General features: G+C 68.2%; 19 protein-coding genes and 1 pseudogene. 12 read left to right on the top strand and 8 right to left on the bottom strand.

Annotation, left to right across the window (positions count from 1 at the left end; translation table 11 throughout):
• The first annotated feature begins 2 nt into the window (after window positions 1-2).
• On the top strand, window positions 3-1673 hold the full coding sequence (locus ACFPMG_RS21900) for a hydantoinase B/oxoprolinase family protein (RefSeq protein WP_376997314.1): 1671 nt from the start codon (window positions 3-5) through the stop codon (window positions 1671-1673).
• A 223-nt stretch (window positions 1674-1896) separates the two neighbouring features.
• On the opposite strand, the gene ACFPMG_RS21895 is transcribed toward ACFPMG_RS21900, so the two are convergent.
• The 3 genes from ACFPMG_RS21895 to ACFPMG_RS21885 all read right to left on the bottom strand — a co-directional run bounded on the left by ACFPMG_RS21895 (window position 1897) and on the right by ACFPMG_RS21885 (window position 5218).
• On the bottom strand, window positions 1897-2859 hold the full coding sequence (locus tag ACFPMG_RS21895; RefSeq protein WP_376997313.1) for an NAD(P)-dependent oxidoreductase: 963 nt from the start codon (window positions 2857-2859) through the stop codon (window positions 1897-1899).
• On the bottom strand, window positions 2856-4364 hold the full coding sequence (locus ACFPMG_RS21890; protein ID WP_376997312.1) for an aldehyde dehydrogenase: 1509 nt from the start codon (window positions 4362-4364) through the stop codon (window positions 2856-2858). Before ACFPMG_RS21890 ends, ACFPMG_RS21895 begins: the two co-directional genes overlap by 4 nt.
• Window positions 4365-4471: 107 nt before the next feature.
• On the bottom strand, window positions 4472-5218 hold the full coding sequence (locus ACFPMG_RS21885) for a GntR family transcriptional regulator (RefSeq protein ID WP_376997311.1): 747 nt from the start codon (window positions 5216-5218) through the stop codon (window positions 4472-4474).
• A gap of 291 nt (window positions 5219-5509) precedes the next feature.
• Here ACFPMG_RS21885 and ACFPMG_RS21880 point away from each other — a divergent pair, with 291 nt between their 5' ends.
• Entirely contained in the window at window positions 5510-7792 is a 2283-nt protein-coding gene (locus ACFPMG_RS21880; protein ID WP_376997310.1) for a molybdopterin guanine dinucleotide-containing S/N-oxide reductase, read from the top strand.
• 59 nt (window positions 7793-7851) lie between these two features.
• Here the strand turns inward: ACFPMG_RS21880 and ACFPMG_RS21875 are convergent, their stop codons facing one another.
• The 4 genes from ACFPMG_RS21875 to ACFPMG_RS21860 form a co-directional block, all read right to left on the bottom strand.
• Complete coding sequence (locus ACFPMG_RS21875; RefSeq protein ID WP_376997309.1) at window positions 7852-9270, bottom strand: MmgE/PrpD family protein; 1419 nt, start codon at window positions 9268-9270, stop codon at window positions 7852-7854.
• A 33-nt stretch (window positions 9271-9303) separates the two neighbouring features.
• Window positions 9304-9972: an amino acid ABC transporter permease gene (locus ACFPMG_RS21870; protein WP_376997308.1), complete on the bottom strand. Its 669-nt coding sequence runs from the start codon at window positions 9970-9972 to the stop codon at window positions 9304-9306.
• A 26-nt stretch (window positions 9973-9998) separates the two neighbouring features.
• Entirely contained in the window at window positions 9999-10667 is a 669-nt protein-coding gene (locus ACFPMG_RS21865; protein WP_376997306.1) for an amino acid ABC transporter permease, read from the bottom strand.
• A 76-nt stretch (window positions 10668-10743) separates the two neighbouring features.
• Window positions 10744-11583, bottom strand: coding sequence for a substrate-binding periplasmic protein (locus ACFPMG_RS21860; protein ID WP_376997305.1), 840 nt, complete (start codon window positions 11581-11583; stop codon window positions 10744-10746).
• Between the two features lie 698 nt (window positions 11584-12281).
• On the opposite strand from ACFPMG_RS21860, the gene ACFPMG_RS21855 reads away from it, so the two are divergent.
• From ACFPMG_RS21855 to ACFPMG_RS21835, 5 genes are read left to right on the top strand one after another with little or no spacing between them, the layout of a single operon-like run.
• On the top strand, window positions 12282-14360 hold the full coding sequence (locus tag ACFPMG_RS21855; RefSeq protein ID WP_376997304.1) for a hydantoinase/oxoprolinase family protein: 2079 nt from the start codon (window positions 12282-12284) through the stop codon (window positions 14358-14360).
• Window positions 14357-16027 (top strand): hydantoinase B/oxoprolinase family protein, encoded by a 1671-nt coding sequence (locus ACFPMG_RS21850; RefSeq protein ID WP_376997303.1) that lies wholly within the window; start codon window positions 14357-14359, stop codon window positions 16025-16027. Before ACFPMG_RS21855 ends, ACFPMG_RS21850 begins: the two co-directional genes overlap by 4 nt.
• 5 nt (window positions 16028-16032) lie before the next feature.
• Window positions 16033-17403: an aminotransferase gene (locus tag ACFPMG_RS21845; RefSeq protein WP_376997302.1), complete on the top strand. Its 1371-nt coding sequence runs from the start codon at window positions 16033-16035 to the stop codon at window positions 17401-17403.
• A gap of 10 nt (window positions 17404-17413) precedes the next feature.
• Entirely contained in the window at window positions 17414-18187 is a 774-nt protein-coding gene (locus ACFPMG_RS21840) for a class II aldolase/adducin family protein (protein WP_376997301.1), read from the top strand.
• Between the two features lie 36 nt (window positions 18188-18223).
• Window positions 18224-19426, top strand: coding sequence for an AbrB family transcriptional regulator (locus ACFPMG_RS21835; RefSeq protein ID WP_376997300.1), 1203 nt, complete (start codon window positions 18224-18226; stop codon window positions 19424-19426).
• 712 nt (window positions 19427-20138) lie between these two features.
• On the opposite strand, the gene ACFPMG_RS21830 is transcribed toward ACFPMG_RS21835, so the two are convergent.
• The gene (locus tag ACFPMG_RS21830; RefSeq protein WP_376997299.1) at window positions 20139-20873 is read right to left on the bottom strand and encodes an IclR family transcriptional regulator; all 735 of its coding nucleotides are present in this window, start codon (window positions 20871-20873) and stop codon (window positions 20139-20141) included.
• Window positions 20874-21154: 281 nt separating this feature from the next.
• Between ACFPMG_RS21830 and ACFPMG_RS21825 the strand changes: the two genes are divergently transcribed.
• From ACFPMG_RS21825 to ACFPMG_RS21805, 5 genes and pseudogenes are all read left to right on the top strand, one after another.
• Window positions 21155-22048 carry a substrate-binding periplasmic protein gene (locus tag ACFPMG_RS21825; RefSeq protein WP_376997298.1) on the top strand — a complete coding sequence of 298 codons (894 nt, stop codon included), beginning with the start codon at window positions 21155-21157 and terminating at the stop codon, window positions 22046-22048.
• A complete protein-coding gene (locus ACFPMG_RS21820) occupies window positions 22045-22878 on the top strand; it encodes an amino acid ABC transporter ATP-binding protein (RefSeq protein ID WP_465252032.1) in 834 nt (277 codons plus the stop codon). Before ACFPMG_RS21825 ends, ACFPMG_RS21820 begins: the two co-directional genes overlap by 4 nt.
• Window positions 22879-22880: 2 nt before the next feature.
• Window positions 22881-23552: an amino acid ABC transporter permease gene (locus ACFPMG_RS21815; protein ID WP_376997297.1), complete on the top strand. Its 672-nt coding sequence runs from the start codon at window positions 22881-22883 to the stop codon at window positions 23550-23552.
• Window positions 23553-23579: 27 nt separating this feature from the next.
• A complete protein-coding gene (locus ACFPMG_RS21810) occupies window positions 23580-24248 on the top strand; it encodes an amino acid ABC transporter permease (protein ID WP_376997296.1) in 669 nt (222 codons plus the stop codon).
• A 50-nt stretch (window positions 24249-24298) separates the two neighbouring features.
• A pseudogene (locus tag ACFPMG_RS21805) lies at window positions 24299-25296 on the top strand (DDE-type integrase/transposase/recombinase); the annotation flags it as partial.
• Window positions 25297-25539 lie beyond the last annotated feature (243 nt).

The following is a 25539-nucleotide window of genomic DNA, read 5'->3' as shown; positions in this document are numbered from 1 at the left end:
ACATGATCACCATCGATCCGGTCCGGCGCGAGCTTTTGAAGAACGCCCTGGTGACGACGGCCGACAACGCGCTCGTCATGGTCACGCGCACCGCGCGCACGTCCAACGTCAAGAACAGCATGGATTTCTCCGCGGCGGTCTGCGACGGCCGTGGACGGCTGGTCGCCCAAGGGTTGGCCGTGCCAGTCCATCTCGGCGTCGTCATGCCGGCGCTGGACGCCTGCCTGGAGCATTTCGGCGACGACATCCAGGACGGCGACGTGCTGGCCAGCAACGATCCCTATTCCGGCTGCAGCCACCTGAACGACATCTTCACCTTCAAGCCGGTCTATGTGGACGGCAAGCGCGTCGCCATCGTCAGCCTGATCCTCCACCACTCCGACCTCGGCGGGCGCGTGCCGGGCGGCAACGCCGCCGACAGCATGGAGATCTTCGAGGAGGGGCTGCGCATCCCGCCGGTGAAGATCGTCGAGAAGGGCCAGGTCAACAGCACCCTGATGCGCATCATCGAGTTCAACACCCGCGTGCCCGAACGCGTGATGGGCGACGTGCACGCCCAGCTCGCCGCCCTCGACCAGGCCGCCGCGGAGGTCGCCAAGCTGGCCCGTGCCTGGGAACCGGCGGTGCTGGAAGCCTATCTCGACGACCTCATCGACTACGCCGAGACGTTGACCCGCGCCGACCTGGAGGCGCTGCCCGACGGCACCGTCGAGTTCGAGGAATGGAACGACGACGACGGCGTCGGCAACGGGCCGATCCGCATCCACCTGACGCTGACCAAGACGGGCAGCACCATCGAGGCGGACTTCAGTGCCACCGACGACGACAAGGGCGGTGCGGTCCATTGCAACCGCGCCTTCACGGTCTCCTGCACCTATGCGGCGATCCGCACCGTGCTCGGCGCCGCGATCCCGAACAACGCCGGGCTCTACCGCCCGATCACCGTGAAGACCCGCCCCGGCACCTTTGTGGACGTGCGCTACCCGGCGGCCGTGGGTTCGCGCGGGCAGGTCGGCTTCCGCCTGCGCTCCATCGTGCTGGGGGCGCTGGCGCTGCTGCTTCCCGGACGACTGCCGGCCTGCGCGGGCGGGTCGGAGTTCGCCATCGCCGCGTCCGGCCAGGACGAGGCCGGGCGGCGCTTCCTGCATCTGGAATTCCACAACAACACCGGCCTCGGTGGCGGCCCGGACTCCGATGGGCAGGACGCCGGGCCCTACTGCATCGGCAACCTCGCTAACGTCCCGGTCGAGCTGATCGAGGCGGAGCATCCGATCCGCATCGAGGAATACGGCTTCCTGCCGGACACCGGCGGCCCCGGCCGTTACCGCGGTGCGCTCGGTCTCGTGCGGCAGTACAGGCTGTTGGTTGACGACGTTCAGGTCCAGGTGCGCTCCGACCGCTTCAAATCGCAGCCCTGGGGCCTGTTCGGCGGCGGCGGGGGGGCCGGGGCCGCGTCGATCCTCAACCCCGGCAGCGCCGGCGAGGAGATGCTGCCGTCCAAGTTCACGCGCCGCTTCCGCAAGGGTGATGTTCTGCGCTTCGAGATGGCCGGGGCCGGCGGCTATGGCGATCCCGAGGAGCGAGACCGCGCGGCCATCGAGGAGGATCGGCGGCAGGGCAAGGTCACCGACGCCCACATCAGAGCGTGCTACGCGGACCTTGAGGTGCGGTAACGCGAGGGAATGACCATCATGTTCGGGGAAAGCCGGGATTCGGGAGTTTCCGCCGTTTCGCGGTGGATGCGCCCTGTATCCCGCTTTCGCCGGCACGCGGTCGAATGGCCGAGCGGGCGGCGCACGCGTCGCCCAGGGGACAGGGATGATCCTCGACGTTCGCTTCCCGCTTCGGTCAACCTGGACGCTGCCCTGCCCGATGCGCCACGCTGCGTCTCCTCGATCAATAGCCTCGCGCCGGTTCGACTCTGTTCCGCAGCGGTGCGCCGGACAGAAATCGGTCGTAGGCGTCCAGGGCGAAGGTGGCCATGGACTCTTCGACCGCCGGGCTGGTCCAGGAGATGTGTGGGGTGATCAACACTCGCTCGTGCTGGTACAGGCGGTGTCCGGGGGGCAGGGGTTCAGGGTCGGTCGTGTCCAGCGTGGCACCGGCCAGAATGCCACGGTCGAGCGCGTCGGCCAGCGCGTCGTGGTCGATCAGCCCGCCACGGGCAATATTGATCAGGTGCAGACCCGGCTTTGCGCCCATCAGCCGCGCACGGTCGAGAAGTCGATGGCTGGCCGGGGTGTGGGGCAGGGCGAGGACCAGATGGTCAGCCTTGTCCAACAAATCCTCGATGGAGACCGCCGGCACCACGCCGGCCGGCGGTGGTTCGGCCCACGGGCCGCGCCGCAGGGCCAGGACCCGCATGCCAAACGGAACCGCCCGGCAGGCGACCGCCTGACCGATGGCACCGAAACCGACGATCCCCAGCGTCCTCCCCACGACGCTGCCAAGCGTGTGGTGACTCCAAGAATTGCCGTCGCGCACGGCAACCCGGTGCAGGCCCTTGTCGAAGCCGAGAACGGCGGCCATCACATATTCGGCGATGGCGTCGGCCGTAACGCCCCGGCTGCAGGTCAGCGGCAGCGTGGAGGCCAGCCAGTCTGGCATGGCGTCGACGCCGACGGACATGGTGTGGACCCAGGTCAGCCCATAGGGCCATCCCGGCGGCGGGTTCGCCGGCGCTCGTCCCCAGCCGGCGCCCGGCTGGGTGATCAGGATCGTGGCGTTCTCCGGCACGACCCAGGGCTCCCCCGGCGTCGGATCATCGATGACCCTCGGCCGGGAGGGATGGCCCGCAAGGCGCCGCGCGATGGTCGTCCCGGCGTGGCAGACGACGACCGGGCGCTGCCCTCCGGTCATTGCGCCCGCCCGGCGGCCTGAACCCCGGCGGCCTGAACCGGCCCGAAGGGCGAAGCGAAATGGTCGTTCAGGTTCACCCACACGCTTTTCGTCTGCAGATAGGCTTTGATCATGTCGGCACCTCCCTCGCGCCCGATGCCGGAGGCCTTGTAGCCGCCGAAGGGCACGATCTGGGACGTCATGCGGTAGGTGTTCACCCATACGCTTCCCGCCTGCAGGCCCGCGGCCATCCGGTGCGCCCGCCCGATGTTGCCGGTCCACACGCCGGCCCCCAGGCCGAAGGCGCTGTCGTTGGCAAGCCGTAGGGCATCCTCTTCGTCGGAGAAGGGAATGACGCACAGGACCGGACCGAACACCTCTTCCTGCGCGATCCGCATGCCGTTCGACACGTTGGTGAACACCGTCGGCTCGATGAACAGGCCGGGGCCGGCGGCGTCCAGCGGCTTGCCGCCGTGGGCCAGATGGGCGCCCTCGTCCAGCGCCATGGCGATGCAGGCGAGGATCCGTTCGTACTGCGGGCGCGTGGCGACCGGGCCGACGTGGGTGTCCGGGTGCATGGGATCGCCCATGCGCAGCCCCCGGGCGATGGCGACGACGCGCTCCACCATGGCGTCGTGGACCTCCCGCTGGACCAGCAGGCGGGACCCGGCAACGCAGCTCTGCCCCCCCGACGCGAAAATGCCCGCGGCCACGCCGGTCGCGGCGCTGTCGAGGTTGGCGTCGGCAAACACGATGTTGGGCGACTTGCCGCCAAGCTCCAGCGTCACCGGCGCCAAGCGGCGCGCCGCGGAGACGTAGACGGCCGTCCCGCTGCCGACGCCGCCGGTGAAGGCGATCTTCGCGACGTCGCGGTGATCGGCGAGCGGTTGCCCGACCTCCTGCCCCAGGCCGCAGACCACGTTGATGACGCCGGCCGGAATGCCGGCCTCATGGGCGATGGCGGCGAAGCGGAGCGTGGCGGTCGAGGTGAACTCCGACGGCTTGATCACCGCGGTGTTTCCGGCTGCGAGCGCCGGGGCGAGCTTCCACGCCAACAGCCGCAGAGGGGAGTTCCAGGGTGTGATCATGCCGATGACGCCCAGCGGTTCGGCGCGCGTGTAGGTCAGGTGGTCCTTGGCGTCGACCGGCAGCACCTCCCCGGTGATCTTGTCGGCCAGCCCGCCGAAGAAATGGTACCACTCCGCCGTGTTCTGGAGCTGCTTCAGCATCTCCTTGTAGGTCTTGCCGTTGTCGCGGACCTCGGCCTCCGCCAGTTCCGCGGCGTGGTCGGCGACGGCTTCGCCCAGCCGGCGGAGGTGGCGGGCACGATCGGTGGCGCTGATGCCCGCCCAGGCCGGGCTGCGGAAGGCGCGTGCCGCGGCGGCCACGGCCTCGTCGACATCGGCCGCGGACGAGCGGGGGATCAGCGCCCAGGCTTTGCCGGTGAACGGATTCTCCGTCTCCAGATACGCCCCCCCGACCGGAGGAACGAAACGGCCGTCGATGAAATTGTCAAACCGGTCCATGGGAGAATCCTCAGGGATCTGAAAAACTCCCGAGAACCGTAATACAATCATTCGGCATTAACAACGCCATTCCGATCGCGGTGCGGGCGGTCGTGCGCGGCGCGCCGTCAGGGCCGCTTGCGCGGGCGCCCCACCTTGCGCGGCTTGGCGGTTTCGGCCTCCCGCTCGCGCGCTTGCCGTTCGCGGACCTCCAGCGCGCCGACGATCGCGTGGCTGGCGTTGGCCAGATGCTGCTCGCACAGGCAGCGGGCGGCGTCGCCGTCGCGCGCGACCAACGCGGCCAGCAGCTTGCGCTTCTCGTCGACGCTGACCGACGCGCGCTCCGGCGAGGTCAGGGAGGTCTGGCGCAGCCAGGTCAGCCGCGCGTCCTGCTCCCGCAGGAAGTCCGTCAGCGTGTCGTTGCGGACGACCTTCAGGATCACGTCGTAGAACCGGCGGACCGCGTCGGCCTGTGCCGCATGGTCCCGCGCTTCCTGGGCCTGCGCCATCGTCGCGACCAACGCGGCCAGTTCCGCCAACTCGACGTCCGTGGTCAGGGCGCAGAAACGGCGGACGGCCCAGCCCTCCAGCGCCGCGCGGACATCGTAGAACTGCCGGACGGCGTCGGCCGTCAGCACCGCCACGGCGGGGCCGCGGTAGGGCAGGATGTTCACCCACCCCTCCGCCTCCAATTGGCGCAGGGCCTCGCGGACCAGGGTCCGGCTGACGTCGAGGAATTCGCACAGCTGGCGTTCGATCAGCCGTTCCCCGGGCGCGAACCGGCCGGCGACGATGGCGTCCCGCAAGGTGGCCGCGGCGCGATCGCGCAGGGTTCCGGGGGGGCGGGAAACGGCAAGCGGAGTCGTATCGTCCATCGGGGTGTCATCTCGAAACAGGCCACAGTCTTGTCGGACAATCCACGACGGATTGGCGCGAACCCGGGCATAATGCCGTCAAACGGGGCGGTGATCGCAAGCTCCATGTCGCCGCAGGGGCGCATCGACCGTGGATATGGCGGTCCCGGCGCGTGTTGTTCGGCCAAAGCCGCTTGTTTTTCGCCATGATTGTATTACGATACTCGCTAATTTCTGATTTCCAACCCGGGTCCACGGTGACAGCAGGGTCCCGCCGACACCGCCGGCGAGACCGCCGAAAAAGGGATCATCATGCGTTACACCACCGCGCATTGGGGCATTTATGAAGTCGGGCAGGGCGCGAAGGGGCCGCGCCTGACGCCATTCCGGGACGACCCGGACCCGTCGCCGATCGGCCTCCACCAACTGGCGCCGGAACTGATGGCCACCCGTGTCCGCCGTCCCGCAATCCGCAGGAGTTGGCTGGAGGATGGCCCCGGCGCGCACCCCGAACGGCGCGGGCGGGAGGGCTTCGCGGAAGTCTCGTGGGACGAGGCGACCCGTCTCGTCGCGGCCGAGATCGACCGGGTGCGCAAGGCGCACGGGAACGAGGCGATCTTTGGCGGCTCCTACGGCTGGGCCAGCGCCGGACGCTTCCATCACGCGCAAAGCCAGATCCACCGTTTCCTGAACACGGTGGGCGGCTATGTCGCGCACCGCGACAGCTATTCGCTGGGGGCCGCGCGCGTTCTGATGCCGCACATCGTCGCGTCCATGGACGAGCTGATGAAGGACCACACCAGCTGGCCGGTGCTGGCGGACCATTGCGAGCTGTTCGTCGCCTTCGGCGGCGTGCCGGCGAAGAACGCGCAGATCGCGGCGGGCGGGGTCGGGCGGCATCAGGTGCGCGCCGGGTTGCGGGCCATGGCGCAGGCGGGGGTGGAGTTCGTCAACATCTCCCCCGTCGCCGACAATCTGGACACCAGCGGGCCGGTCGAGTGGATCCCGATGCGCCCCGGCGGCGACACGGCCATGATGCTGGGCCTCGCCTTCGCCATCCACGAGGCGGGCGCTCACGACGTCGCGTTCCTGGAGCGCTGCTGTGTCGGCTGGCCCCTCTTCGAAGCCTACCTGACCGGCCGGTCGGACGGAACGCCCAAGACACCGGAATGGGCCGCGGCCCTGTGCGGCGTGCCGGCGGAGCGCACACGGGCGCTGGCCGCCCGCATGGCGTCCAAGCGCACCATGATCAACGTCGCGTGGGCTTTGCAGCGGGCCGACCACGGCGAACAGCCGTTCTGGATGACGGTGACGCTCGCCGCCATGCTGGGTCAGATCGGGTTGCCGGGCGGTGGCTTCGGCGTCTGCTACGGGGCGGAGAACACCATGGGCACGCCGCACGCGAAGCTGCGCGGCCCGTCTTTGCCGCAAGGGCGGAACGCGGTCCGGGCCTTCATCCCGGTCGCGCGCATCGCCGACATGCTGCTGAACCCCGGCGCTCCCTTCCGTTACAACGGCGGCGACCACGTCTACCCGGACATCCGGCTGATCTACTGGGCGGGCGGCAACCCGTTCCACCACCACCAGGATTTGGCGCGCCTGGACAAAGCGTGGCAAAAGCCGGAGACCATCGTCGTCCACGAGCAGTTCTGGACCGCCGCCGCACACCGCGCCGACATCGTCCTGCCCGCGACGACGGCGATGGAGCGCACGGACATCAGCTACGCCACGCTGGAAGGAATGCTGGTCGCCTCCACGCCGGTGATCGAGCCGGTTGGCGAAGCGCTCGACGACCACGAGATCTTCCGCCGGATCGCCGCGCATTCGGGCTGCGAAGAGGCCTTCACCGAAGGGCGAAGCGCGGACGACTGGCTGCGCCATCTCTACGACGTCATGCGCCGGAGCTGGAGCGCGGAGGGCGTCGAGCTGCCGGACTTCGACGCGTTCCTGGAGGCCGGGGCGATCGACCTGTCCGCCCACGACACGCCGCGCGTGATGCTGTCGGCCTTCCGGGCGGACCCGGACGCCGCGCCGCTGCCGACTCCGTCTGGGAAGATCGAGATCGCCTCGGACACCATCGCCGGCTTCGGAATTCCCGATTGCCCCGGCCACCCGGTCTGGCTGGAGCCGGTCGAATGGGCCGGGGCGGAGGCGGCCAGCCGCTATCCGCTGCACATGCTGTCGGACCAGCCGGCGCGCCGCCTGCACAGCCAGCTCGACCCGTCGCCCTACAGCCTCGCCGGCAAGGTGGACGGGCGCGAGCCAATCTGCATGCACCCACAAGACGCCGCCGACCGCGGGCTGTCCGACGGCGCGACGGTGGAGGTCTTCAACGACCGGGGCCGTTGCCTGGCGGGCCTGCGCGTCAGCGGCGACGTGATGCCGGGTGTGGTGCGGCTGTCCACCGGCGCCTGGTACGACTATGACGCCGAGACGGGGGTGGAGCGCCACGGCAACCCGAACGCGTTGACCGCCGACCGCCCGTCCTCCGGCCTCAGCCAGGGCTGCACGGCGCAGAGCTGCCTCGTGGAGGTCCGCGCGCCGGTCGATCCGGTCAAGGCGCACCGGGCTTTCGTTCCGCCGGCCTTCGCCTGATGCGAAGAGGGCGTCCTTTCCGGCCCGGAAGGGACGCCCCTTTGCGGTGACCCGGTGGGTCAGACGAGCCGCAGCCGCTCAAGCGGCGCGAACAGCGCATCCAGCGTCGGGCTGTCGTCCAGCGTCGCGACGGCCTGCTTGAGGCGCGCCTGGTCCGTGGGCGAGAGTATCCCCTCGCACAGGGCGGCGAACTTCTCCTCGATGTCCGCCGGGGTGACGGGAACGCGCGGGTCGCCCTTCGGCGTGGCGACCGTTCGCGTCAGACGGCGGCCGTCCGCCAACTCCACCTCCACGCGGGAGCGCGTTTCCTCGGGATAGGCGCGGGTCATCTCCGGGTCGGACACCACCCGGACCCGTTGGCCGAGCGCGTGCAGGCCGGGGTCGCGGAGCCGTTCCGGCGCCAGCTGCGCCACGCCCATGGCGCGGTCGCTCAGCGTCGCGGCGACGATGTAGGGCAGGCTGAACTGCGCAGCGATCCGGTTTGCGGACGCGTCGATGGTGCGGGTCAGCATGCGCGCCGACAGGTCCCAGGTGTGGACCGTCACCGCCTGGATGTCCGCGGGGCTGTAGGCCTCCTCCCGCGCGATGGTCAGCGCCGCCTCCGCGGCCGATTGGGCCTGCCGGCAGATGGGGTAGAATTTGAAGTAGGTGTCCCTCAACGTGAACAGCGTTCCCAGACCTTCCGTCAGGCGGTCGGGCCGCGCCGAGTTGGCGGCCAGCTGAAGGAATCCACGCCCTTGCGCGGGGGAACCCTCCAGCGGGCAGCCCCAGAACCCCCGCCGGGCCAGCAGGGCCGTCTCGATGCCCGTCCTGGCGGCCCAGCCCGTGTGGAGCGGCTTGGCCGAATGGCCGGCCCACAGCGTCTCCGCCGTGGAGAAGGGCAGAAGGAAGGCCGCGGTGCCGAGGGCGCCGGCGAACGCGGCGGCGTCGGCCCCCAGGAGACGGGCGGCGGCGGCGGCGCTGCCCACCGTGCCGGCGGTGCCGTTCGGCATGTGGCCGCGGCCCATGTGCTCCGGGTGCACGGCCCAGGCGACCCGGTGCGCCACCTCATAGCCCGCCACGATGGCGGTGATCAGGTCCCGGCCGCCGGCCTTGCGCCACTGGGCCACCGGCAGCGCCGCGGCCATCACGAGGCAGGCGTGGATGCCGCCGAAGCGCCAGCCGTCCTGGAGTTCGTAAATGTCCGACAGCGTGCCCCAGACCAGGGCCGCGGGGGCCGGGGCGGTCTTGCGGCCGCTGCCCGGGACGCTGCACGGGCCGTCCGCCGCGAATTCCAGCGCGCCGTCCAGCAGGGGGGCGGCGTCCGGGCTGCGCAGGGCCGCCACGCAGACCCCCAGCGTGTCGAGCAGGGTCATCTTGACGCGGTCGACGACGTCCCGGGGCAGATCCTCGAAGCGCAGGTCGGCCGCGTAGGCGGCCAGTTGCCGGGTCTGTCCGGCCGCTGCGGGCGGGTCGGAGGCAGGGTGAACGGAGTCCATGGGAATCTCCCGGACAAGCGCCAGGGCCGGCGGTCAGGCCGTGCGCTTGCGGTTTTCGATGTGGTTGAGGAGTTGGACCAGCGGAAAAAGGATGACGAAGTAGATCGCCGCAGCCATCACCAGCGGCGTCGGGCTGTAGGTCCTGCCCTGCGCGAGGCGCGCCATCATCAGCAGTTCCGGCAGCGTCACGATGCTGGCCAGCGACGTCATCTTGATCGTCTCGACCACGTTGGTGACGATGTCCGGCATCATGTTGCGCGTGGCCTGCGGCAGCAGCACGTAACGCAGCACCTGGCCGCGGCGCAGGCCCGTGGCGCGGGCCGCCTCCGCCTGCCCCTTCGGCACGCTTTCGATGCCCGCCCGAAAGATCTCGGCGAAGTAGGCCGAGGTGTTCAGCGTCATCGCCAGAATCACCGAGCCCATCGTGTCGATGTTCAGCTGGAAGAAGGGCAATCCGTAGTAGATCAGAATCAGCAGGACGAGCGAGGGGAAGGCCCGGAAAAAGTCGACATAGGCGTCCAGCACGCGGTTGACCGGGCGGTTGCCGGCGGCGTGCATCACCGCGAGCAGCAGCCCGGACAGCACGCCCGCCGGCACCACGGCCAACGACAGATAGACGGTGACCCACAGCCCTTTCATCAGGAAGGGGAAGGCCGCCGTCATGATCTCGACGTTCAGGAAGGTGTGGATGAACTGTTCCATGGCGTCGTCCTTCGGATCGGTGGGCCTCAGGCCCAGCCCCGGCGGCGCTCAAGGCGCCGGCTGAGCATCACCAGCGGGTAGATCATCAGCAGATAGGCGACCGCCGCCATCAGCAGCGGCGTGGTGTTGGCGAGCTTGCCCTGCACCGTCAGCGCCATGCCCAGCAGGTCCGGCGTCGCCACCGTCGCCGCCAGCGCGGTGTTCTTCATCGTCGCGATGATTCGGCTGGTCAGCGGCGGCACCGTCATCCGGATGGCTTGGGGCAGGATCACGTAAGACATCGCGCCCATGAAGCCGAGCCCGGTGGACCGCGCCGCCTCCATCTGCCCCTTCGGGATGCTCTTGATGCCGGACCAGAAGATTTCCTCCGCGAAGGCGCCCAGGATGAGGCCGAGCACCAGCGAGGAGACGGTGAAGCCGCTCAGCCGGACGCCGAGGTAGGGCAGGCCGAAGAAGCACAGGATGATGATCACCAGCGGGGGCAGCGCCCGGATCACGTCGGCATAGGCGCGGACGAAAAAGCTCAACGCCGGAACGCGCATCGCCCGCACCACCGAGAGGGCAAGGCCGACGGAGACGCCCACCAGAGTCACGACGGCGCTGAGCAGCAGGGTGCGCAGAAACCCCCCGGCCAGGTCGGGCAGGGCTTGCCGCATGATCGCCAGGTTGAAGAATTGATCGAGGAAGTCCTGCATCGCGATCGTTCCCGGACTGGATGGGGCGCGGATCGGGGCACGGCCGCGTTGCCGGCCGCAACCGGTGCCGGAAGGATCAGCCGCAGGTCGGCTCGTGCGGGGTGTCCTCGTAATGCGTGGCGCCCGGTTCGCCATAGCCCGGCGCCGGCGTGTTGGTGACGCCGTTCGGCTCCGGCGTGATGCCGGTCCAGCGCTTGAAGATCGCGTCCAGCTCACCGGACGTCTTCATGCACTCCAACGCGGCGTCCAGCTTGTTGCGCAACGCGATGTTGTCCGGATTCACGGCGTAGCCGTAGGACACGCCCTTCTTGACGACGAAGTCCGACACCTGGAGCAGCGGGTTCTTCAACGACGCGAAGCCGGCCGCCGTCTGATACATCATGTAGCCGTCGACTTGGCCGCTCAGCACCGCCTGCACGGCGTCGGGCGAGGTCTCGAAGCGGGAAATGGTGATCTTGTGCTTATCCTGGCGCTCGGTCAGCCACGCGTCGGCGCTGCTGCCCTTGTTGATCGCGATCGTCTTGCCCTGCAGGTCGTCGATGGTCTTGATCTTCTTGTCGGAGGCGCGCTGCAGCACCGCGTCGATCGCCTCACCATAGCCCTCCAGGAAGGCCATGCTCTTCGCGCGCTCCGGCGTGATGGCGGCGGCCGACCACATGGCATCGAACTTCTTCGCCTTCAGCCCGGCGAAGGTGGTCGACCAGGGCTGCTGGATCACTTTGATGTCGATGCCGGAATATTTCGACATGCCTTTCGCGATGTCGATGTCGATGCCTTCGAAGCTGCCATCCATGGTCGCCATGGAGTAGGGCGCGAAGCCCACATCGGAAGCGGCCTGGATCGACGTCTGCGCCGCAGCGGGAACGGCCGACCCCAACAGGGCCGCACAGGCAAGACCGAGAATTTTGCGGGTCATGACGTGAATCTCCTCTGCTGTATCCGGGGATGCGCGGGTCGATGCCGAGCCATCGTTGGTATCGGCCTTCGAGCGGATGGAGGGTCTCACACCCGCATATCGTTCCATACAGTAGAACAATACGCCATACAGCAGAACGATTATTGAGCGCGGCGTCAAGATGGTTTGTTGCGCGCCGGAACTTTTTCGCTGCGCCGCAGCAAGAACAAAACCATGAAGACAATGAGGTTTCTCAAGGTTCCTTCGCAACGCGGAATGGCTCGAACCTTGCAAGGGGTGCTTTGGATGCCCGCTGCGAAGAAAGCTCTTGACCATCAAAATGAACGAGTGTTCCATTGTAAGAGACATCGTTCCATACTGTGGAACACAGAGGCGCGCCGCGGCTTTTGGCCCGCAGGCCAGCTCTGCACGGCTTCAGAAAGGATGTTCCTTGCCGACGAACCAGGGGCAATCCCCCGACCACTCGGAAAATCGTTTGGAACCCATGCGTCTCCGGCGGACGCCGCCATGCCTTTCAAACGTGCGATTCTTTTGGACATCGTGCCTGTAAGCATCGCCGGATCAGCCGCAATCGCGGGTCCGGCGCTGCGATGACCATCGATCGGTCGAACAACGTCCTGCGAATTCCGAGTTTCCGTCGAGCCTGAACGGACACCGACGCCTCGTGTCCCCTCCCTACCCACGCGAGCAGACCGACCATGTTGAACAAGCTGCGCCTTTCCTTCGACATCGGGGGCACCTTCACGGATTTCGTCCTTCAAGATCCGGCAACGGGGCAAACCCGTTTTTGGAAGACCCTGTCCACCCCCTCGGCGCCGGAAAAGGCGGTGGTCCGGGGCGTGATCGATCTGCTTGCCGCTGAAAAGGTGGCGCCGGAGCGGATCGACATGCTGCTGCACGCCACCACCGTGGCGACCAACGCCATCCTCGAACGCAAGGGGTCGAAAACGGCGCTGATCACCACGCAGGGGTTCCGCGACGTCCTGCTGCTGGGCCGGCAGAAGCGGTACGCGACCTACAACATGCACATGGCGAAGCCGGAGCCGCTGATCCGCCGCCGCGATATCTTCGAAATGTCCGAGCGGGTCTATCTGAAGGAACGCGAGGCCCAAGCGCCGGCGGAAGCGGAGGTGGACGGGCTGCTCGACCGCATCGCTGCGGCCGGCTACGAGTCCATCGCGGTCTGCCTGCTGCATTCCTATGCAAACCCGACGCACGAGCGGCTCATCGCCGCCCGGGCGGAAGCCAAGGGACTGAAGGTCGCCCTGTCGCTGTCTTCCGACGTCTCGCCCCGCTACCGCGAGTATGAGCGCACCTCCACGGCCGTGGCGAACGCCTATGTGAAGCCGATCGTCGCGCGCTACGTCAGCCGGTTGCAGACCGCGCTGAAGGAGCAGGGCATCCACTCCGACCTTTACATCATGCAGTCCAACGGCGGGCTCGTGTCGCCGGACCTCGCCAGCGACGTGCCGGTGCGCATCGTCGAGAGCGGCCCGGCGGCCGGCGTGCTGATGTGCAAGGCCGTGGGGGCGGAGGAAGGCATCAAGGATTTGCTGACCTTCGACATGGGCGGCACCACCGCGAAGCTCGGCGCCATCGACAACGGGGAGCCGGCGATCCTGCCGACCTTCGAGGTCGATCAGGTGCAATACACCAAGGGCTCCGGCCTGCCGCTCAACATCTCCGCCATCGAGCTGCTGGAAATCGGCGCGGGCGGTGGCTCCATCGCGCGGGCGGAGCTGGGCGGCATCCGCATCGGCCCGGAAAGCGCGGGGTCGGAGCCGGGGCCCGTCTGCTACGGCAACGGCGGCACGCGGCCAACGGTGACAGACGCCAACCTCGTTCTGGGTTACCTCAACCCGGGGACCTTCAACGGCGGCAACATGACGCTCGACCTCGCCGGCGCGCGGGCGGCGGTGAAGACGCATGTGGCCGAACCGCTGGGCCTGTCGGTGGAGGAGGCCGCCTGGGGCATCCACCTGATGGCCACCGCCAACATGGAACGCGCGCTGCGCATCGTCTCGGTCGAACGCGGCCGCGACCCGCGCAACTACGCGCTGGTCGGCTTCGGCGGGGCCGGACCGGTCCACGCGGCGCGGCTGGCGCGCAGCCTGAGCATTCCGAAACTGATCCTGCCGCGCGGCGCCGGCGTCGGTTCCGCCGTCGGGCTGCTGGCCGCCGATCCGAAGGTGGACCACGCGCTGACCCGGCTGGTGCCCATCGCACCCGGTGCGCTCGCCACCATCGTCGCGCTGCGCGACGAGCTGAGGGCGCGGGCCGTCGCCGACCTGACGCGTCTGTCCGCCGCCGGGGCGCAGAGCCACCGTCTGAGCGTCACCGCCCGCTACGCCGGCCAGGGTTACGAGATCAGCGTCGACGTGCCCGACCCCGACCAGCCGGAGGATCGTTTCCTCGACGCGTTCCGCGCGGCCTTCGGCACCGCCTATCGCCGCACCTACGGCTATCACGACGACGCCCGCCCGATCGAGGCCGTCGACTGGACCTTCCACGCCGCGCTGCCCATCGGCGCCGGGTTGACCGCGTCCCAGCCGACCGGCGACGGCGACAGCCGGATCGGAACGCGCCGCGCCTGGTTCGGCACGGGCGAGGGCACCGAGATCGCCATCCACGACCGCTACCGCATGGCGCCCGGCATCCCGGTCCAGGGGCCCTGCGTGATCGAGGAAGCGGAAACCACCATCGTGCTCCTGCCCGGCGATGTCGCCGAGCTGAGCGCGACCGGCAACCTCATCGTGACCGTCGGAGCCGCGGCATGAAGATCGATCCCATCACCCAGTCCATCGTCTGGAACACGCTCGTCTCCATCGCCGAGGAGATGGGGTCCACGCTGCGCCGCACGGCCTTCTCCGAAGCGGTGCGGGAGGCGGACGACTTCTCCACCGGTGTGTTCGACCGGCGCGGCCGTCTGCTGGCGCAGGGCAATTTCACGCCGGGGCACCTTGGCTCCATGCCGGCGGTGGTCGGCACCGTATCCGCCATGTACCCGCCGGAGACGCTGAGTCCCGGTGACGCGGTGATCCTGAACGACAGCGCGCTGGGGTCCGGCCATTTCCCGGACTTCTACATGGTGACGCCGGCCTTCGTGGACGGCGCCTTTTCCGGCTGGATCGTCAACATCGCGCACCATGTGGACGTCGGCGGCGCCGCGCCGGGCTCGCAGAAGGTGATGGGCGTCACGGAAGCCTTCCAGGAGGGCATCCGCATCCTGCCCGTGAAGCTGGTGCGCCAGGGCGCGTTCGACCCGGAGATCCTGCGCCTCATCACCGGCAACGTCCGCATCCCCGCGGCGGTGGAAGGCGATCTGGCGGCGCAGCGCAACGCCAACGAGGTGGGCGTGGCGCGCTTCGCCGACCTGATCCGGCAGGTGGGGACGGAGACGCTGGATGCCGCGATCGATGCCATCCTCGACGCGTCGGAAGCGCGCATGCGCGCCCGCATCGCCGAGGTGCCGGACGGAACCTACAGCTTCGACGATTTCCTGGACGGGCTGGGCGAGGGCGAGGAGGGGCTGATCCCCGTGGCGGTGGACGTCGCCGTGGCCGGCGACCGCATCAGGATCGACTTCTCGCGCTCCGGCGACCAGGTGGCGGCGGCCATCAACGCCTATTTCAACTACACGCGGGCGCACGGCTTCTTCGCCATCAAGGTCTTCACCGACCCGTCCCTGCCGCAGAACGAGGGCGGCCTGCGCGCCATCGAGGTCACCGCCCGCGAGGGCTGCTTCTTCAACCCGACCTTCCCGGCGCCGTCGGGCGGGCGCGCGGCGATCCAGATCCGCATCTTCGAGCTGATCAACGGCGCCATGGCGAAGGCCCTGCCCGACAAGGTGATGGCGGCCTTCTCGCACTGGTCCAACCCGATCCTGTCGGGCATTGACGAGGAGACGGGCGAGCGGTTCATCTATTACGACCTGATCTTCGGCGGCTACGGCGCCCGCGCGGCGGCCGACGGGCTGGAGGGCACCGCCCCGGTCATCAACTGCGCCAACATTCCGGTCGAGGTGCACGAGACCCACAACCCGGTGATCATCCACCAGCTCGCCTTGCGCCCCGACACGGGCGGTGCGGGGCGGACGCGCGGCGGCTGCGGCATCGCCAAGGACATCGAGCTGCTGGCGGGGAAGGGCACGCTGACCCTGCTGGGCGACCGGCACGTCAAGGCCCCCTACGGCCTGTTCGACGGCAAGCCCGGCGCGCTCGCCAGTTCCACCCTCGTCCGCGACGGGGAGGAGATCGCGCTCCAGTCCAAGCAGCTCGTGGACATGCGGCGCGGCGACATCCTGCGCCTGCGGCTGGCGGGGGCGGGCGGCTACGGCCCGGCCTGGGAGCGCGACCCGGAGGCGATCCGCGCCGATCTGGCGGACGGCTACATCACCGCCGACGGCGCACTGCGCGACTACGAACACCGTGACACGAAGGCCTGACCGCAATGCTGACCAGGGAACTCAACAGCGCCTCCGCCCTCGACGCGGCGCACTCCGTCCACCCGCACACCAATCTGCGCGCCCATCTGGAGCAGGGGCCGCTGATGATCGTGAAGGGTGACGGCATCCACGTGATCGACGAGGACGGCAACCGCTACATCGAAGGGGCGGCGGGCCTGTGGTGCGCCTCGCTCGGCTTCGGCAACGCGCGGCTGGGCGAGGTTGCCAAAACGGTGATGACCGACATCGGCTATTACCACAACTTCCGCGGCGCCTCGACCCCGGCCGCGGCGGAGCTGTCGGCCCGACTGGCCGCGGTTGCGCCGGACGGCATGGACCGCGTCCTGCTGCAATCCTCCGGCACGGAGGCGAACGACACGGCGCTGAAGTTGGTCTGGTACTATTGGAACGCCAAGGGCGCGCCGGAACGCCGCAAGATCATCTCGCGCTCCGGCGCTTACCACGGCACGGGCACGCTGACCTCCTGCCTGACGGCCAAGGCCAACTTCCACGCCGGCTTCGGGCTGCCCTTCTCCGGCTTCCTCTACACCGGCATGCCGTACCATTACCGCATGGCGCGACCCGGGGAGAGCGAGCAGGAGTTTTCCACCCGCCTCGCCGAGGAACTCGAAGCGATGATCCTGGCCGAAGGGCCGGAGACCATCGCCGCCTTCTGGGCGGAGCCGGTGATGGGCTCCGGCGGCGCGATCACGCCGCCCGAGGGCTATTTCGAGAAGGTCCAGGCCGTCGTGAGGAAGCACGGCATCCTCTTCGTCGCCGACGAGGTCATCTGCGGCTTCGGCCGCACCGGGGAGATGTGGGGCAGCCAGACCTACGGGATCGAGCCGGACCTGATCTGCTGCGCCAAGGCGCTGTCCGCGGCGATGCAGCCGATTTCGGCGGTGATCATCCGCGAGCACGTCTTCCAGGCGATGCTGGAGCAGAGCGACCGCTACGGCACCTTCGTCCACGGCTACACCTACGGAGGGCATCCCGTGGCCTCGGCCGTGGCGCTGGAGGTGCTGAAGATTTACGAGGAAATGGACCTGATCGGCCACGTCAAGTCCATCGCCCCCGGCTTCCTGGCCGGCTTCGAGGCGCTGCGCGACCACCCGCTCGTCGGCGACGCGCGCGGCGTCGGGCTGATCGGCGCCATCGAGATGGTGGCCGACAAGACGACCAAGGCCATGCACGACCCGTCGCTGAAGGTGATGGCGCGCATCGACGCCGCCACACGCCGCAACGGCCTGATCACCCGCCTGATCGGCAACCGGCTCGCGCTGTCGCCGCCGCAGATCATCACATCCGGCGAGATCGAGGAGATGTTCGCGCGCCTGAAGGCGTCGCTGGACACGGTCGCCGCCGAGCTGAACTAGGAACCCGACCATGGACCGCCAAAAGAACCGCCCCGATCATATCAGCCCAGAGGAATGGGACATCCGCTGCGATCTGGCCGCCCTGTACCGGCTGGTGGCGCATTACCGGATGACCGACCTGATCTACACCCACATCTCCGCCCGCTTGCCGGGCAAGGAGCACCATTTCCTGATCAACGACTACCGCCGCATGTTCCACGAGATGCGGGCGTCGGATCTGGTGAAGATCGACCTGGACGGCAACCGCCTGGACAACCACGACCCCGGCCAGGTGGTGAACAAGGCCGGCTTCGTCATCCACTCGGCCCTGCACAACGCGCGCGAGGACCTGATCTGCATCGTCCACACGCACACCCGTGCGGGCATCGCGGTGGCCTCCCAGTCCTGCGGCCTGCTGCCGATGAGCCAGCACGCGCTGAAGTTCTACGGGCATCTGGCCTATCACGATTACGAGGGCATCGCGCTGGACACGGAGGAGCGCGAACGCCTCGTCCGTGACCTGGGGCCGAGCCACCGGGCGATGATCCTGCGCAATCATGGCCTGCTGGTGGGTGGGCGGACGGTGCCCGAGGCCTTCGACCACATCTACTTCCTGGAAAAGGCCTGCGACGCGCAGATCGCCGCGCAGGCCGGCGGGCAGGATCTGGTGACGTTGCCCGACGAGAAGGTCCGCCGGCACACCGCCGACCAGTACCGCCACGACGAGATTCCGTTCTACGTCGACATGGCCTGGACCGCCGCCCTGCGCCTGATCGACCCGGAACGCTCCGACGTGTGGACGTAACCGGCCCGGCCCGCCTCCCCTGACAAAAGCGCAAAGATGAGACATACGCAAAGCCTGCGGTCCCCGGCCGCCGAGGCCTCGGCCGCCGACGGGCCGGCCCACGGCTCCGATGCGCCCGACGGCATGGACAGGACGCCGCCGCCGTTGCCCAAACTGGAAGGCCCCACGGCGCCGGGGTGGCGGGAACGCTGCGGCGGCTGGGTCCGCGCGGCGGCGTGGCAGGCGCTGGGCTTCGCGCTCAGCGTCCTGGGTGGGTGGGTGGCCCACCGGGCCGGCATGCCGCTGCCATGGCTGCTCGGCGCGCTCGCCGTCACGGCGGTGCTGGCGGCGTTCGGGCGCACGGTGAACGTCGTCGCGCTGCGGTCCTACGCGCTGGTGCTGCTCGGGCTCGGGCTGGGGCAGAGCTTCTCCCCGACGATCCTGCTGTCGATCGCACAGGCGCTGCCGCTGATCGCCGGCTCATCCGTCCTGACCATCGTCACGGGGCTGGCCGCCGCGCGGATCTACATCCGCATGGTCGGGCTCGATCCGAAGACGGCCTTCTTCTGCGGCGTGCCCGGCGGCGTCGTCCTGATGGCGATCCACGCGCAGCGCGCCGGGGTTTCCGAAAGCCACGTCACGCTCGCCCAGACGATCCGGCTGATGATGGTGGTCGTGATCTATCCGCTGCTGATCGCGACGGTCCTGCCGCACGAACTGGCGGCGGACGGCTGGTCGGAGACCGCAACGGCGACCTCCCTGCCGATCCTGGTGATGTGGTGCCTCGCCGGGCTGGGGGCGGCGCATGTCGGGCGGACGCTGGGGCTGCCCAATCCCTGGATGCTGGCGCCCTGCGTGCTGGCCATCGCGCTGGCCTCGTCGGGCTCGCTGCCCGCGCATCTGCCGCCGCTGCTGATCATCATGGCGCAGGTCGTCCTGGGCGCGTCGCTCGGCGCGCGCATGACGCCGGATTTCATCAGGAGCGCCGGACCGTTGCTGCTGGCCTCCGTCCTGTCGACGCTGCTGCTGTGCGCGCTGCTGCTGTCGCTGGGGGCGCTGGTGTCGCTGTGGGGCGGGCTGCCGATGACCGCGACGCTGCTGGGGATGGCTCCAGGCGGCATGCCCGAGATGGCCGTGACCGCGCACGACATGGGCGCCTCCGTCCCGCTGGTGCTGGGCTTCCACCTCGTCCGCGTCGTGTTGAGCAACCTGCTGATGGAACCGATCTGGCGGGCGGCGCGGGCGCTCCGGCTGATCTGACGCTTTGAAAGGCGCCGCATTTTAAGGATGCGCGGCGATGACCGATATGCCCCATTTTTAAAATGATTCGTCCGGCATGGCCCAATCGCTGTGCAGGATGAACAGAAAACAGCCTTCATGGCAGGAGGCCGAACAGAATTCCGGCTGAAGAAAGGCACTGTCCGGGGATGACTCAAGGCCGGTCGTTCGGATTCATCCACTGGAGGTGGAGGCGGGCTTTCCATGCCACGATTATAGATCACCAATCCGAAGCCGTGACCAATGATTGATGTTTATTAAGTTATATTCAACCCGGACTTCGCAAGAGGGCGTGGCGGGCAGCGGTCCGGAGCCGAAGGGGCGTGCCGAACGCGCCAAGCTTGTACGGCGGGGGGAAGGCGGTCGGGTGCCTTGTCCCGGTCCTTTGGGCGCCGATCGGCCGCCCCCCGGCTCTGGCACGAAATCTGCGTTGATCCGGCCATGTTGACGCGTGTTTGCCAGGCGCTGAACGCCTTCGTCTCCACCCATCCCGCGGATCTTCGGGATGTGGGGAGCATCGTCGTGCTGGACGGCTATGTGCTGATGCCGCAGAACCGGGGCGGCGCCCTCACGCCGGGTGCCGGCGCCGCGCCCGGCCTTCCGGACCTCCCCGTCCGGCGGCCGGCTCGCGCTGGCGCCATGACCGGGAACTGGATGACCGGGAACTGGATGACCGGGGGTTGGGCCGCCTGCGCTAACGGATTGCGCCGACGGCGCTTTCCTGGCGCCACGCCTCGTAGAAGGTGGAGCCGAGAGCCGCCGAAATGCGGCTTCCGCCCGCGATCACGATGGGCGCCATCGCGGCGATGCGTTCCGGCGTCATGCGGAAGGCCGGTCCCGACAGGGTTAGGGCGCCTGCCAGCCCGCTGGTGGCCGACAGGATCGGAACGGCGACGCCGGCGATGTCCGGATCGCGCTCCCCCAGAGAAATCACGGGCAGCCGCGCCACCATCTCCGGCGTGGCCGGGCGCAGGGGGTTGGTGTCGGAGAATTCCAGCAGGACGCGGCCGGCCGCGCCGCGGTCCAGGGCGACCACGTCGCCTTCGGCCACATGCTCGCGCAGCGCCTGGGCGCTGTCCTCCCGGAACAGGCAGATGCGCTGGTTTCCCTCGCGACGGAAGAAGGAGGCGCTTTCCCCCGTGCCGTTGACCATGTCCCGCATCACCGGGCGGATCACCGCCTCCAGGCGGAAGGTCTTTTGGTACAGGCTTCCGATGCGGAAGGCCTCCGACCCGACCGAATAGGTCTTGTCCGCGTTGGCCGTGATGAACCCGGACTCCTCCAGGGAAATCAACATGCGCAACGCGGTGCTTTTAACATAGCCCGTCTTCTTGCTGATCTCGCTGAGGGACAGTGTGGGCTGCTCCTGGGAAAATGCCCGCAGGATGTCTAACGCCTTCTTTACAGCATCCACACCTTGGGTCTTCACGGGCATGCGCCTCCTGCTTGATGTTTCTTTATCGGCACCGCAGTCGCGGCGGCGATCGGGCCAATCAACGACTCAGATCAGGGGTGTGGCCGCCAGCACCGTAAGAATCTTGTCGCTGCGATGCAATAATAACCTTGACGGCCGGAAAAGACGATGGAATTCTATCTTTCGATACGCCGTTCCACACGATGGAACGTTTGAAGCGTCCATCCGATCCCAATCCGTCGCGCCCCGTTCCGCAAACGCCCACAGGAGCTTTGCGGACAGAGAGGAGAAGAGGCATGGCCGAATTCCGCCATAAGGTCACCCGTGTGCGTTCCCGGCGTTCTCTGGCAGGTTCTCTGGCAGGGGCCTGCGTCGCGCTGGCCGCGCTTCCGGGGCTGGTCGGCGCCGGCCCGGCGCTGGCCGACATCACCGCGGCGGCCGACGTCGGCTATCCTCCCTTCGCCATGACGAAGTCGGATGGCAGCTTCGAAGGGATCGACATCGACATCGCCAAGGCGCTGTCGGAGGAGATGGGCGCCACCATCAAAGTCATCGACCAGCCCTGGTCGGCCACCATTCCGGGCCTGAAGGCCGGCAAGTTCGACATGATCCTGGCCCCGGCGACGATCACCGAGGAACGCGCCCAGAGCCTGCTGTTCGCCGAGGGCTACGGCGACGCCACCTTCAGCTTCCTGCTGCCGGCCGGCGGCCCGGACGTGAAGACGCTGGACGACCTGCGCGGCAAGGTGGTCGCGACGAACAAGGGCAACCTGTTCGACCGCTGGCTCAGCGAGCGCGAGAAGCAGTATGGCTGGAAGATCACCCGTTTCGACAAGCACAGCGACGCCGCCGCCGCCGTCGCCGCCGGGCAGGCCGACGCGGCCATCATGTACACGGCCTCTGTCGGCTGGCTGGCGAAGACCAAGCCGGTGTTCAAGCCGTCGGCCTACATCGTCGACAACAAGGAATATTTCGGCTACGCCTTCCGCCTCGATCAGGCGGAGACGCGCAACAAGGTCGACGCGGCGCTGGAGTGTCTGAAGAAGTCCGGCAAGATCGGCGCGATCTTCAAGAAATGGACCGGGATCGAGCCGCTGCCGAACGGCATGACGGCCACGGTCGTCGCCGGTTACGGGCCGGAAGGCTTCCCCAACCACGACAAGACCGAGCACGCCGGGGCCTGCAAATGAGCCTGCTGCCGCAATTCGTCCGACGCGACAAGTCGCAGGAAAACACGTCCGCCATGACCGCCGCCGCGCCGCCGTTGACCCCCGCCGGACGCCCACGGCCCATCCTGGAGGTCCGCGGCGTCTTCAAGTCCTTCGGCCAGCAGGAGATCCTGAAGGGGATCTTCATGTCCGTGCAGAAGGGAGAGCTGGTGTTCATCATCGGTCCCTCGGGATCGGGCAAGAGCACGCTGCTGCGCTGCTGCAACCGGCTGGAGGAGCCTTCGACCGGTGAGATCTGGGTCGACGGCATCGACATACTCGACCGCAAGGTGGACATCAACAAGGTGCGCCAGCGCATCGGCATGGTCTTCCAGTCCTTCAACCTCTACTCCCACATGACCGCCCTGCAGAACGTCACGCTGGCGCTGCGCAAGGTGGCGGGGAAATCGCGCAAGGAGGCCGACGAGATCGCGCACGCGATGCTCAATCACGTCGGCCTGTCGGCGCGCGCCGACTTCTATCCGTCGCAGCTCTCCGGCGGGCAGCAGCAGCGCGTCGCCATCGCCCGCACGCTGGCGCTGGACCCCAAGGTCGTGCTGTTCGACGAGCCGACGAGCGCGCTCGACCCGGAACTGGTCGGCGGCATCCTGAACGTCATGCGGATGCTGCGCGAGGAGGGGATGACCATGGTCGTGGTCAGCCACGAAATGCGCTTCGCCCGCGAGGCGGCCGACCGCGTGATCTTCATGGCCGACGGCAAGATCGTCGAGGAAGGCCCGCCGGAGCAGATCTTCGGCGCGCCCAAGCAGCCGCGCACGCAGGAGTTCCTCAGCCGCCTCCATGGGGAGTGACGATGGAGGCGATCCTCAGCAACTTCTTCGAGCTTTCGGTGATCGCCCGCTACCTGCCGGACCTGCTGCACGGCCTGATGGTGACGGCGGAGCTGGCGGCGGCCGTGGTGGTCACCGGCCTGCTGGCCGGGACCGCGCTGGCCGTGCTGCGCAGCTTCCACGTCAAGCCGGTGAACGCGGCGATCATCGTGCTGGTCGACGTGCTGCGCGCCCTGCCGCCGCTGATGATCATCGTGGTCGTCTTCTTCGGGCTGCCCTATCTGGGCGTCCGGCTGTCGGGCTTCTTCACCTCCTGGCTGGTGCTCTCGCTGGTGCTGGCCGCCTTTACCGAGGAACTCGTGTGGGCGGGCATGTCCAGCCTCGTGAAGGGGCAGTGGGAGGCGGCCCGCTCCTCCGGCCTGACGCATCTCCAGGCGATGGTTTACGTGATCGTTCCGCAGGCGCTGCGCCGGGTCATCGCGCCGCTGACCAGCCGCGTGATCGCCACCGTGAAGAACACCTCGCTGGCTTCCGTCGTCGGCGTGTCCGACCTGCTGGCGCAGGCCAGCGCGGCGCTCGGCTACTCGGCGAACGCCTCTCCGATGATGGCGGCCGCCATCGGCTACGTCCTGTTCCTGCTCCCTCTCGTCGGCTTCAGCCGATATCTCGAAGTCCGCTACGGCTGGAAGCATTGAACCCCGCATCCTGAGGGCCGGTGATCCATGGACACCTTCATCAGCAATTTCTTCGACATCGACATCGTCGTCGAGGTTCTGCCCCAGCTTCTTCTGGGCTTGAAGAACACGCTCATCCTGTCGCTGATCGCGGTGCCCGGCGGCGTGTTCGCCGGGCTGGTCATCGCCGTGCTGTTCTCGCTGCGGAAAAAGGCGCTGACCGTCCCGCTGATCGTCTACATCGATTTCCTGCGGGCCTTTCCGCCGCTGGTCCTGCTGATTTTCGTCTATTACGGCCTGCCGTTTCTCGGCCTTGAGCTGAGCGCCATGAGCGCGGTGATCCTGGCGCTGCTGCTGAACACCTCGGCCTATTTCGCCGAAGTGATCCGGGCCGGCATCGAAAGCGTACCGCGCGGCCAGATCGAGGCTGCCCGCGCGACGGGGTTGACGGGATGGACGACGCTGGTGCAGGTCGTCCTGCCGCAGGCGGTGCGCAACATCCTGCCGGACCTGATCAGCAACATCCTGGAAACGATCAAGCTGACCTCGCTGGCCAGCGTCGTGACCCTGCCCGAACTGCTGCGGGCGGCCCGGCTGGCGCAGGGCAACCTGTTCAACTCCACGCCGCTGATCGCCGCGGCGCTGATCTATCTGGCGCTGCTCTGGCCGCTGGTCCGGCTGATCACGCGGCTGGAGCGCCGCAGCCTGTCGGCGTGATGTCCCGCGCCGTTCCAGAGCCCTTCGGTGCCAGCCGGAAGGGGGCCGCCATGTTCCAGATCCACCCCAACGCCCGCACCACGCCGGCCGTGCGCGCCGCCATCGCCGCCTCCGCGGAGCCCTCGGGGGTGCTGGCCAAGCCTACGGCGTCAGCACCGAAACCATCCGCAAATGGCGCAAGCGCGGTCTGGACGACGTCCAAGACCATCCCTCGCGGCCCCAACATCTGCGCTGGAGAGCCTCCGACGAAGAACGGGCCATCGTCTGCGAGTTGCGCCGGAGCACCGGCTTTGCTCTGGACGACCTCACCTTTACGCTCCGCCACTTCCTGCCGCACCTCAACCGCGACTCCATCTACCGCATCCTGAAAGCTGAAGGTCTGGGCCGGCTGCCGGCCCCATCGGTCACGGCGCCCAAGAAGGGCACCAAACGGTTCAAGGAGTACGACCTCGGCTTCCTGCACATCGACATCAAGCACCTGCCCAAACTCCATGTAATCGGCTCCGGGCCCCGCAAGCGCTACCTCTACGTCGCCATCGACCGCGCTTCGCGGATGGTCCACCTGGCGGTCAAGGACGAGGAGACGGAAGCCGCCGCCTCCGCCTTCCTCAAAGAGGCCGTCGCCGCCTTTCCCTTCCAGGTCACCTACGTCCTGACCGACCGCGGCAGCTGCTTCACCGCCGCCGGCTTCGAGGCCGCCTGCCGGGCGCCGGGCGTGCAGCACCGCAAGACCAAGCCCTACACGCCGCAAACCAACGCCATGGTCGAACGCTTCAACGTCCGCATCGGGCGGGAGGTGCTGGTCATGTGCATCGGCACCCACGACGCCCTGGAGCGTCTGCTGAACGGCTACCGGCTCGCCTACAACGCCCGCCGACAGCGGCTCCTCACCGGCCGCTCCCCCAACGACGTCGTCCGTGAGCGCCTCGTCGACAAACCCGAACTGGCCAACCCGGCCTATCGGCCGCCCAGTCCGTGCGACCTCACGAAAACCAAACTGGCCGCCCAGCTCACGGTGTATGCCGCCAAGGACGTGTCACCACCGGACAATTTGATGCCGCGGATCTTCTTGCCGCCATCGACGCCGCGCACAAAACAGCTCGGAGCCGACGGGCAGGTGCGGCTGTCGATCACGATGGCACTCGGTTCCGCCGTATCGCCGCAGGCCAGCCGCCAAGTGCGGTGCAGCCGGTCGAGCAAGCGCCGCCACAGCCCGAGCCGGGTCCAGCGGGCGAACAGGGTGTACAGCGTGCCGAAGGACATGCCGGAGAACTGGCCGATGGCGCGCCAT

It is taken from the genome of Azospirillum himalayense, assembly GCF_042657465.1.
Classification (GTDB): Bacteria; Pseudomonadota; Alphaproteobacteria; order Azospirillales; family Azospirillaceae; genus Azospirillum; species Azospirillum himalayense.
Note: the sequence above shows the minus strand (reverse complement) of the source record. Positions and strands in the feature narration are given on the sequence as shown.

Excerpts from the sequence above, each read along its gene's own strand:
- ACFPMG_RS21810 (WP_376997296.1), top strand. The coding sequence starts at position 23,580 with ATGGACACCTTCATCAGCAATTTCTTCGACATCGACATCGTCGTCGAG.
- ACFPMG_RS21835 (WP_376997300.1), top strand. The coding sequence starts at position 18,224 with ATGAGACATACGCAAAGCCTGCGGTCCCCGGCCGCCGAGGCCTCGGCC.
- ACFPMG_RS21860 (WP_376997305.1), bottom strand. The coding sequence starts at position 11,583 with ATGACCCGCAAAATTCTCGGTCTTGCCTGTGCGGCCCTGTTGGGGTCG.
- ACFPMG_RS21890 (WP_376997312.1), bottom strand. The coding sequence starts at position 4,364 with ATGGACCGGTTTGACAATTTCATCGACGGCCGTTTCGTTCCTCCGGTC.
- ACFPMG_RS21825 (WP_376997298.1), top strand. The coding sequence starts at position 21,155 with ATGGCCGAATTCCGCCATAAGGTCACCCGTGTGCGTTCCCGGCGTTCT.
- ACFPMG_RS21815 (WP_376997297.1), top strand. The coding sequence starts at position 22,881 with ATGGAGGCGATCCTCAGCAACTTCTTCGAGCTTTCGGTGATCGCCCGC.
- ACFPMG_RS21895 (WP_376997313.1), bottom strand. The coding sequence starts at position 2,859 with ATGACCGGAGGGCAGCGCCCGGTCGTCGTCTGCCACGCCGGGACGACC.
- ACFPMG_RS21870 (WP_376997308.1), bottom strand. The coding sequence starts at position 9,972 with ATGGAACAGTTCATCCACACCTTCCTGAACGTCGAGATCATGACGGCG.
- ACFPMG_RS21900 (WP_376997314.1), top strand. The coding sequence starts at position 3 with ATGATCACCATCGATCCGGTCCGGCGCGAGCTTTTGAAGAACGCCCTG.
- ACFPMG_RS21820 (WP_465252032.1), top strand. The coding sequence starts at position 22,045 with ATGAGCCTGCTGCCGCAATTCGTCCGACGCGACAAGTCGCAGGAAAAC.
- ACFPMG_RS21885 (WP_376997311.1), bottom strand. The coding sequence starts at position 5,218 with ATGGACGATACGACTCCGCTTGCCGTTTCCCGCCCCCCCGGAACCCTG.
- ACFPMG_RS21850 (WP_376997303.1), top strand. The coding sequence starts at position 14,357 with ATGAAGATCGATCCCATCACCCAGTCCATCGTCTGGAACACGCTCGTC.
- ACFPMG_RS21855 (WP_376997304.1), top strand. The coding sequence starts at position 12,282 with ATGTTGAACAAGCTGCGCCTTTCCTTCGACATCGGGGGCACCTTCACG.
- ACFPMG_RS21875 (WP_376997309.1), bottom strand. The coding sequence starts at position 9,270 with ATGGACTCCGTTCACCCTGCCTCCGACCCGCCCGCAGCGGCCGGACAG.
- ACFPMG_RS21865 (WP_376997306.1), bottom strand. The coding sequence starts at position 10,667 with ATGCAGGACTTCCTCGATCAATTCTTCAACCTGGCGATCATGCGGCAA.
- ACFPMG_RS21845 (WP_376997302.1), top strand. The coding sequence starts at position 16,033 with ATGCTGACCAGGGAACTCAACAGCGCCTCCGCCCTCGACGCGGCGCAC.
- ACFPMG_RS21880 (WP_376997310.1), top strand. The coding sequence starts at position 5,510 with ATGCGTTACACCACCGCGCATTGGGGCATTTATGAAGTCGGGCAGGGC.
- ACFPMG_RS21840 (WP_376997301.1), top strand. The coding sequence starts at position 17,414 with ATGGACCGCCAAAAGAACCGCCCCGATCATATCAGCCCAGAGGAATGG.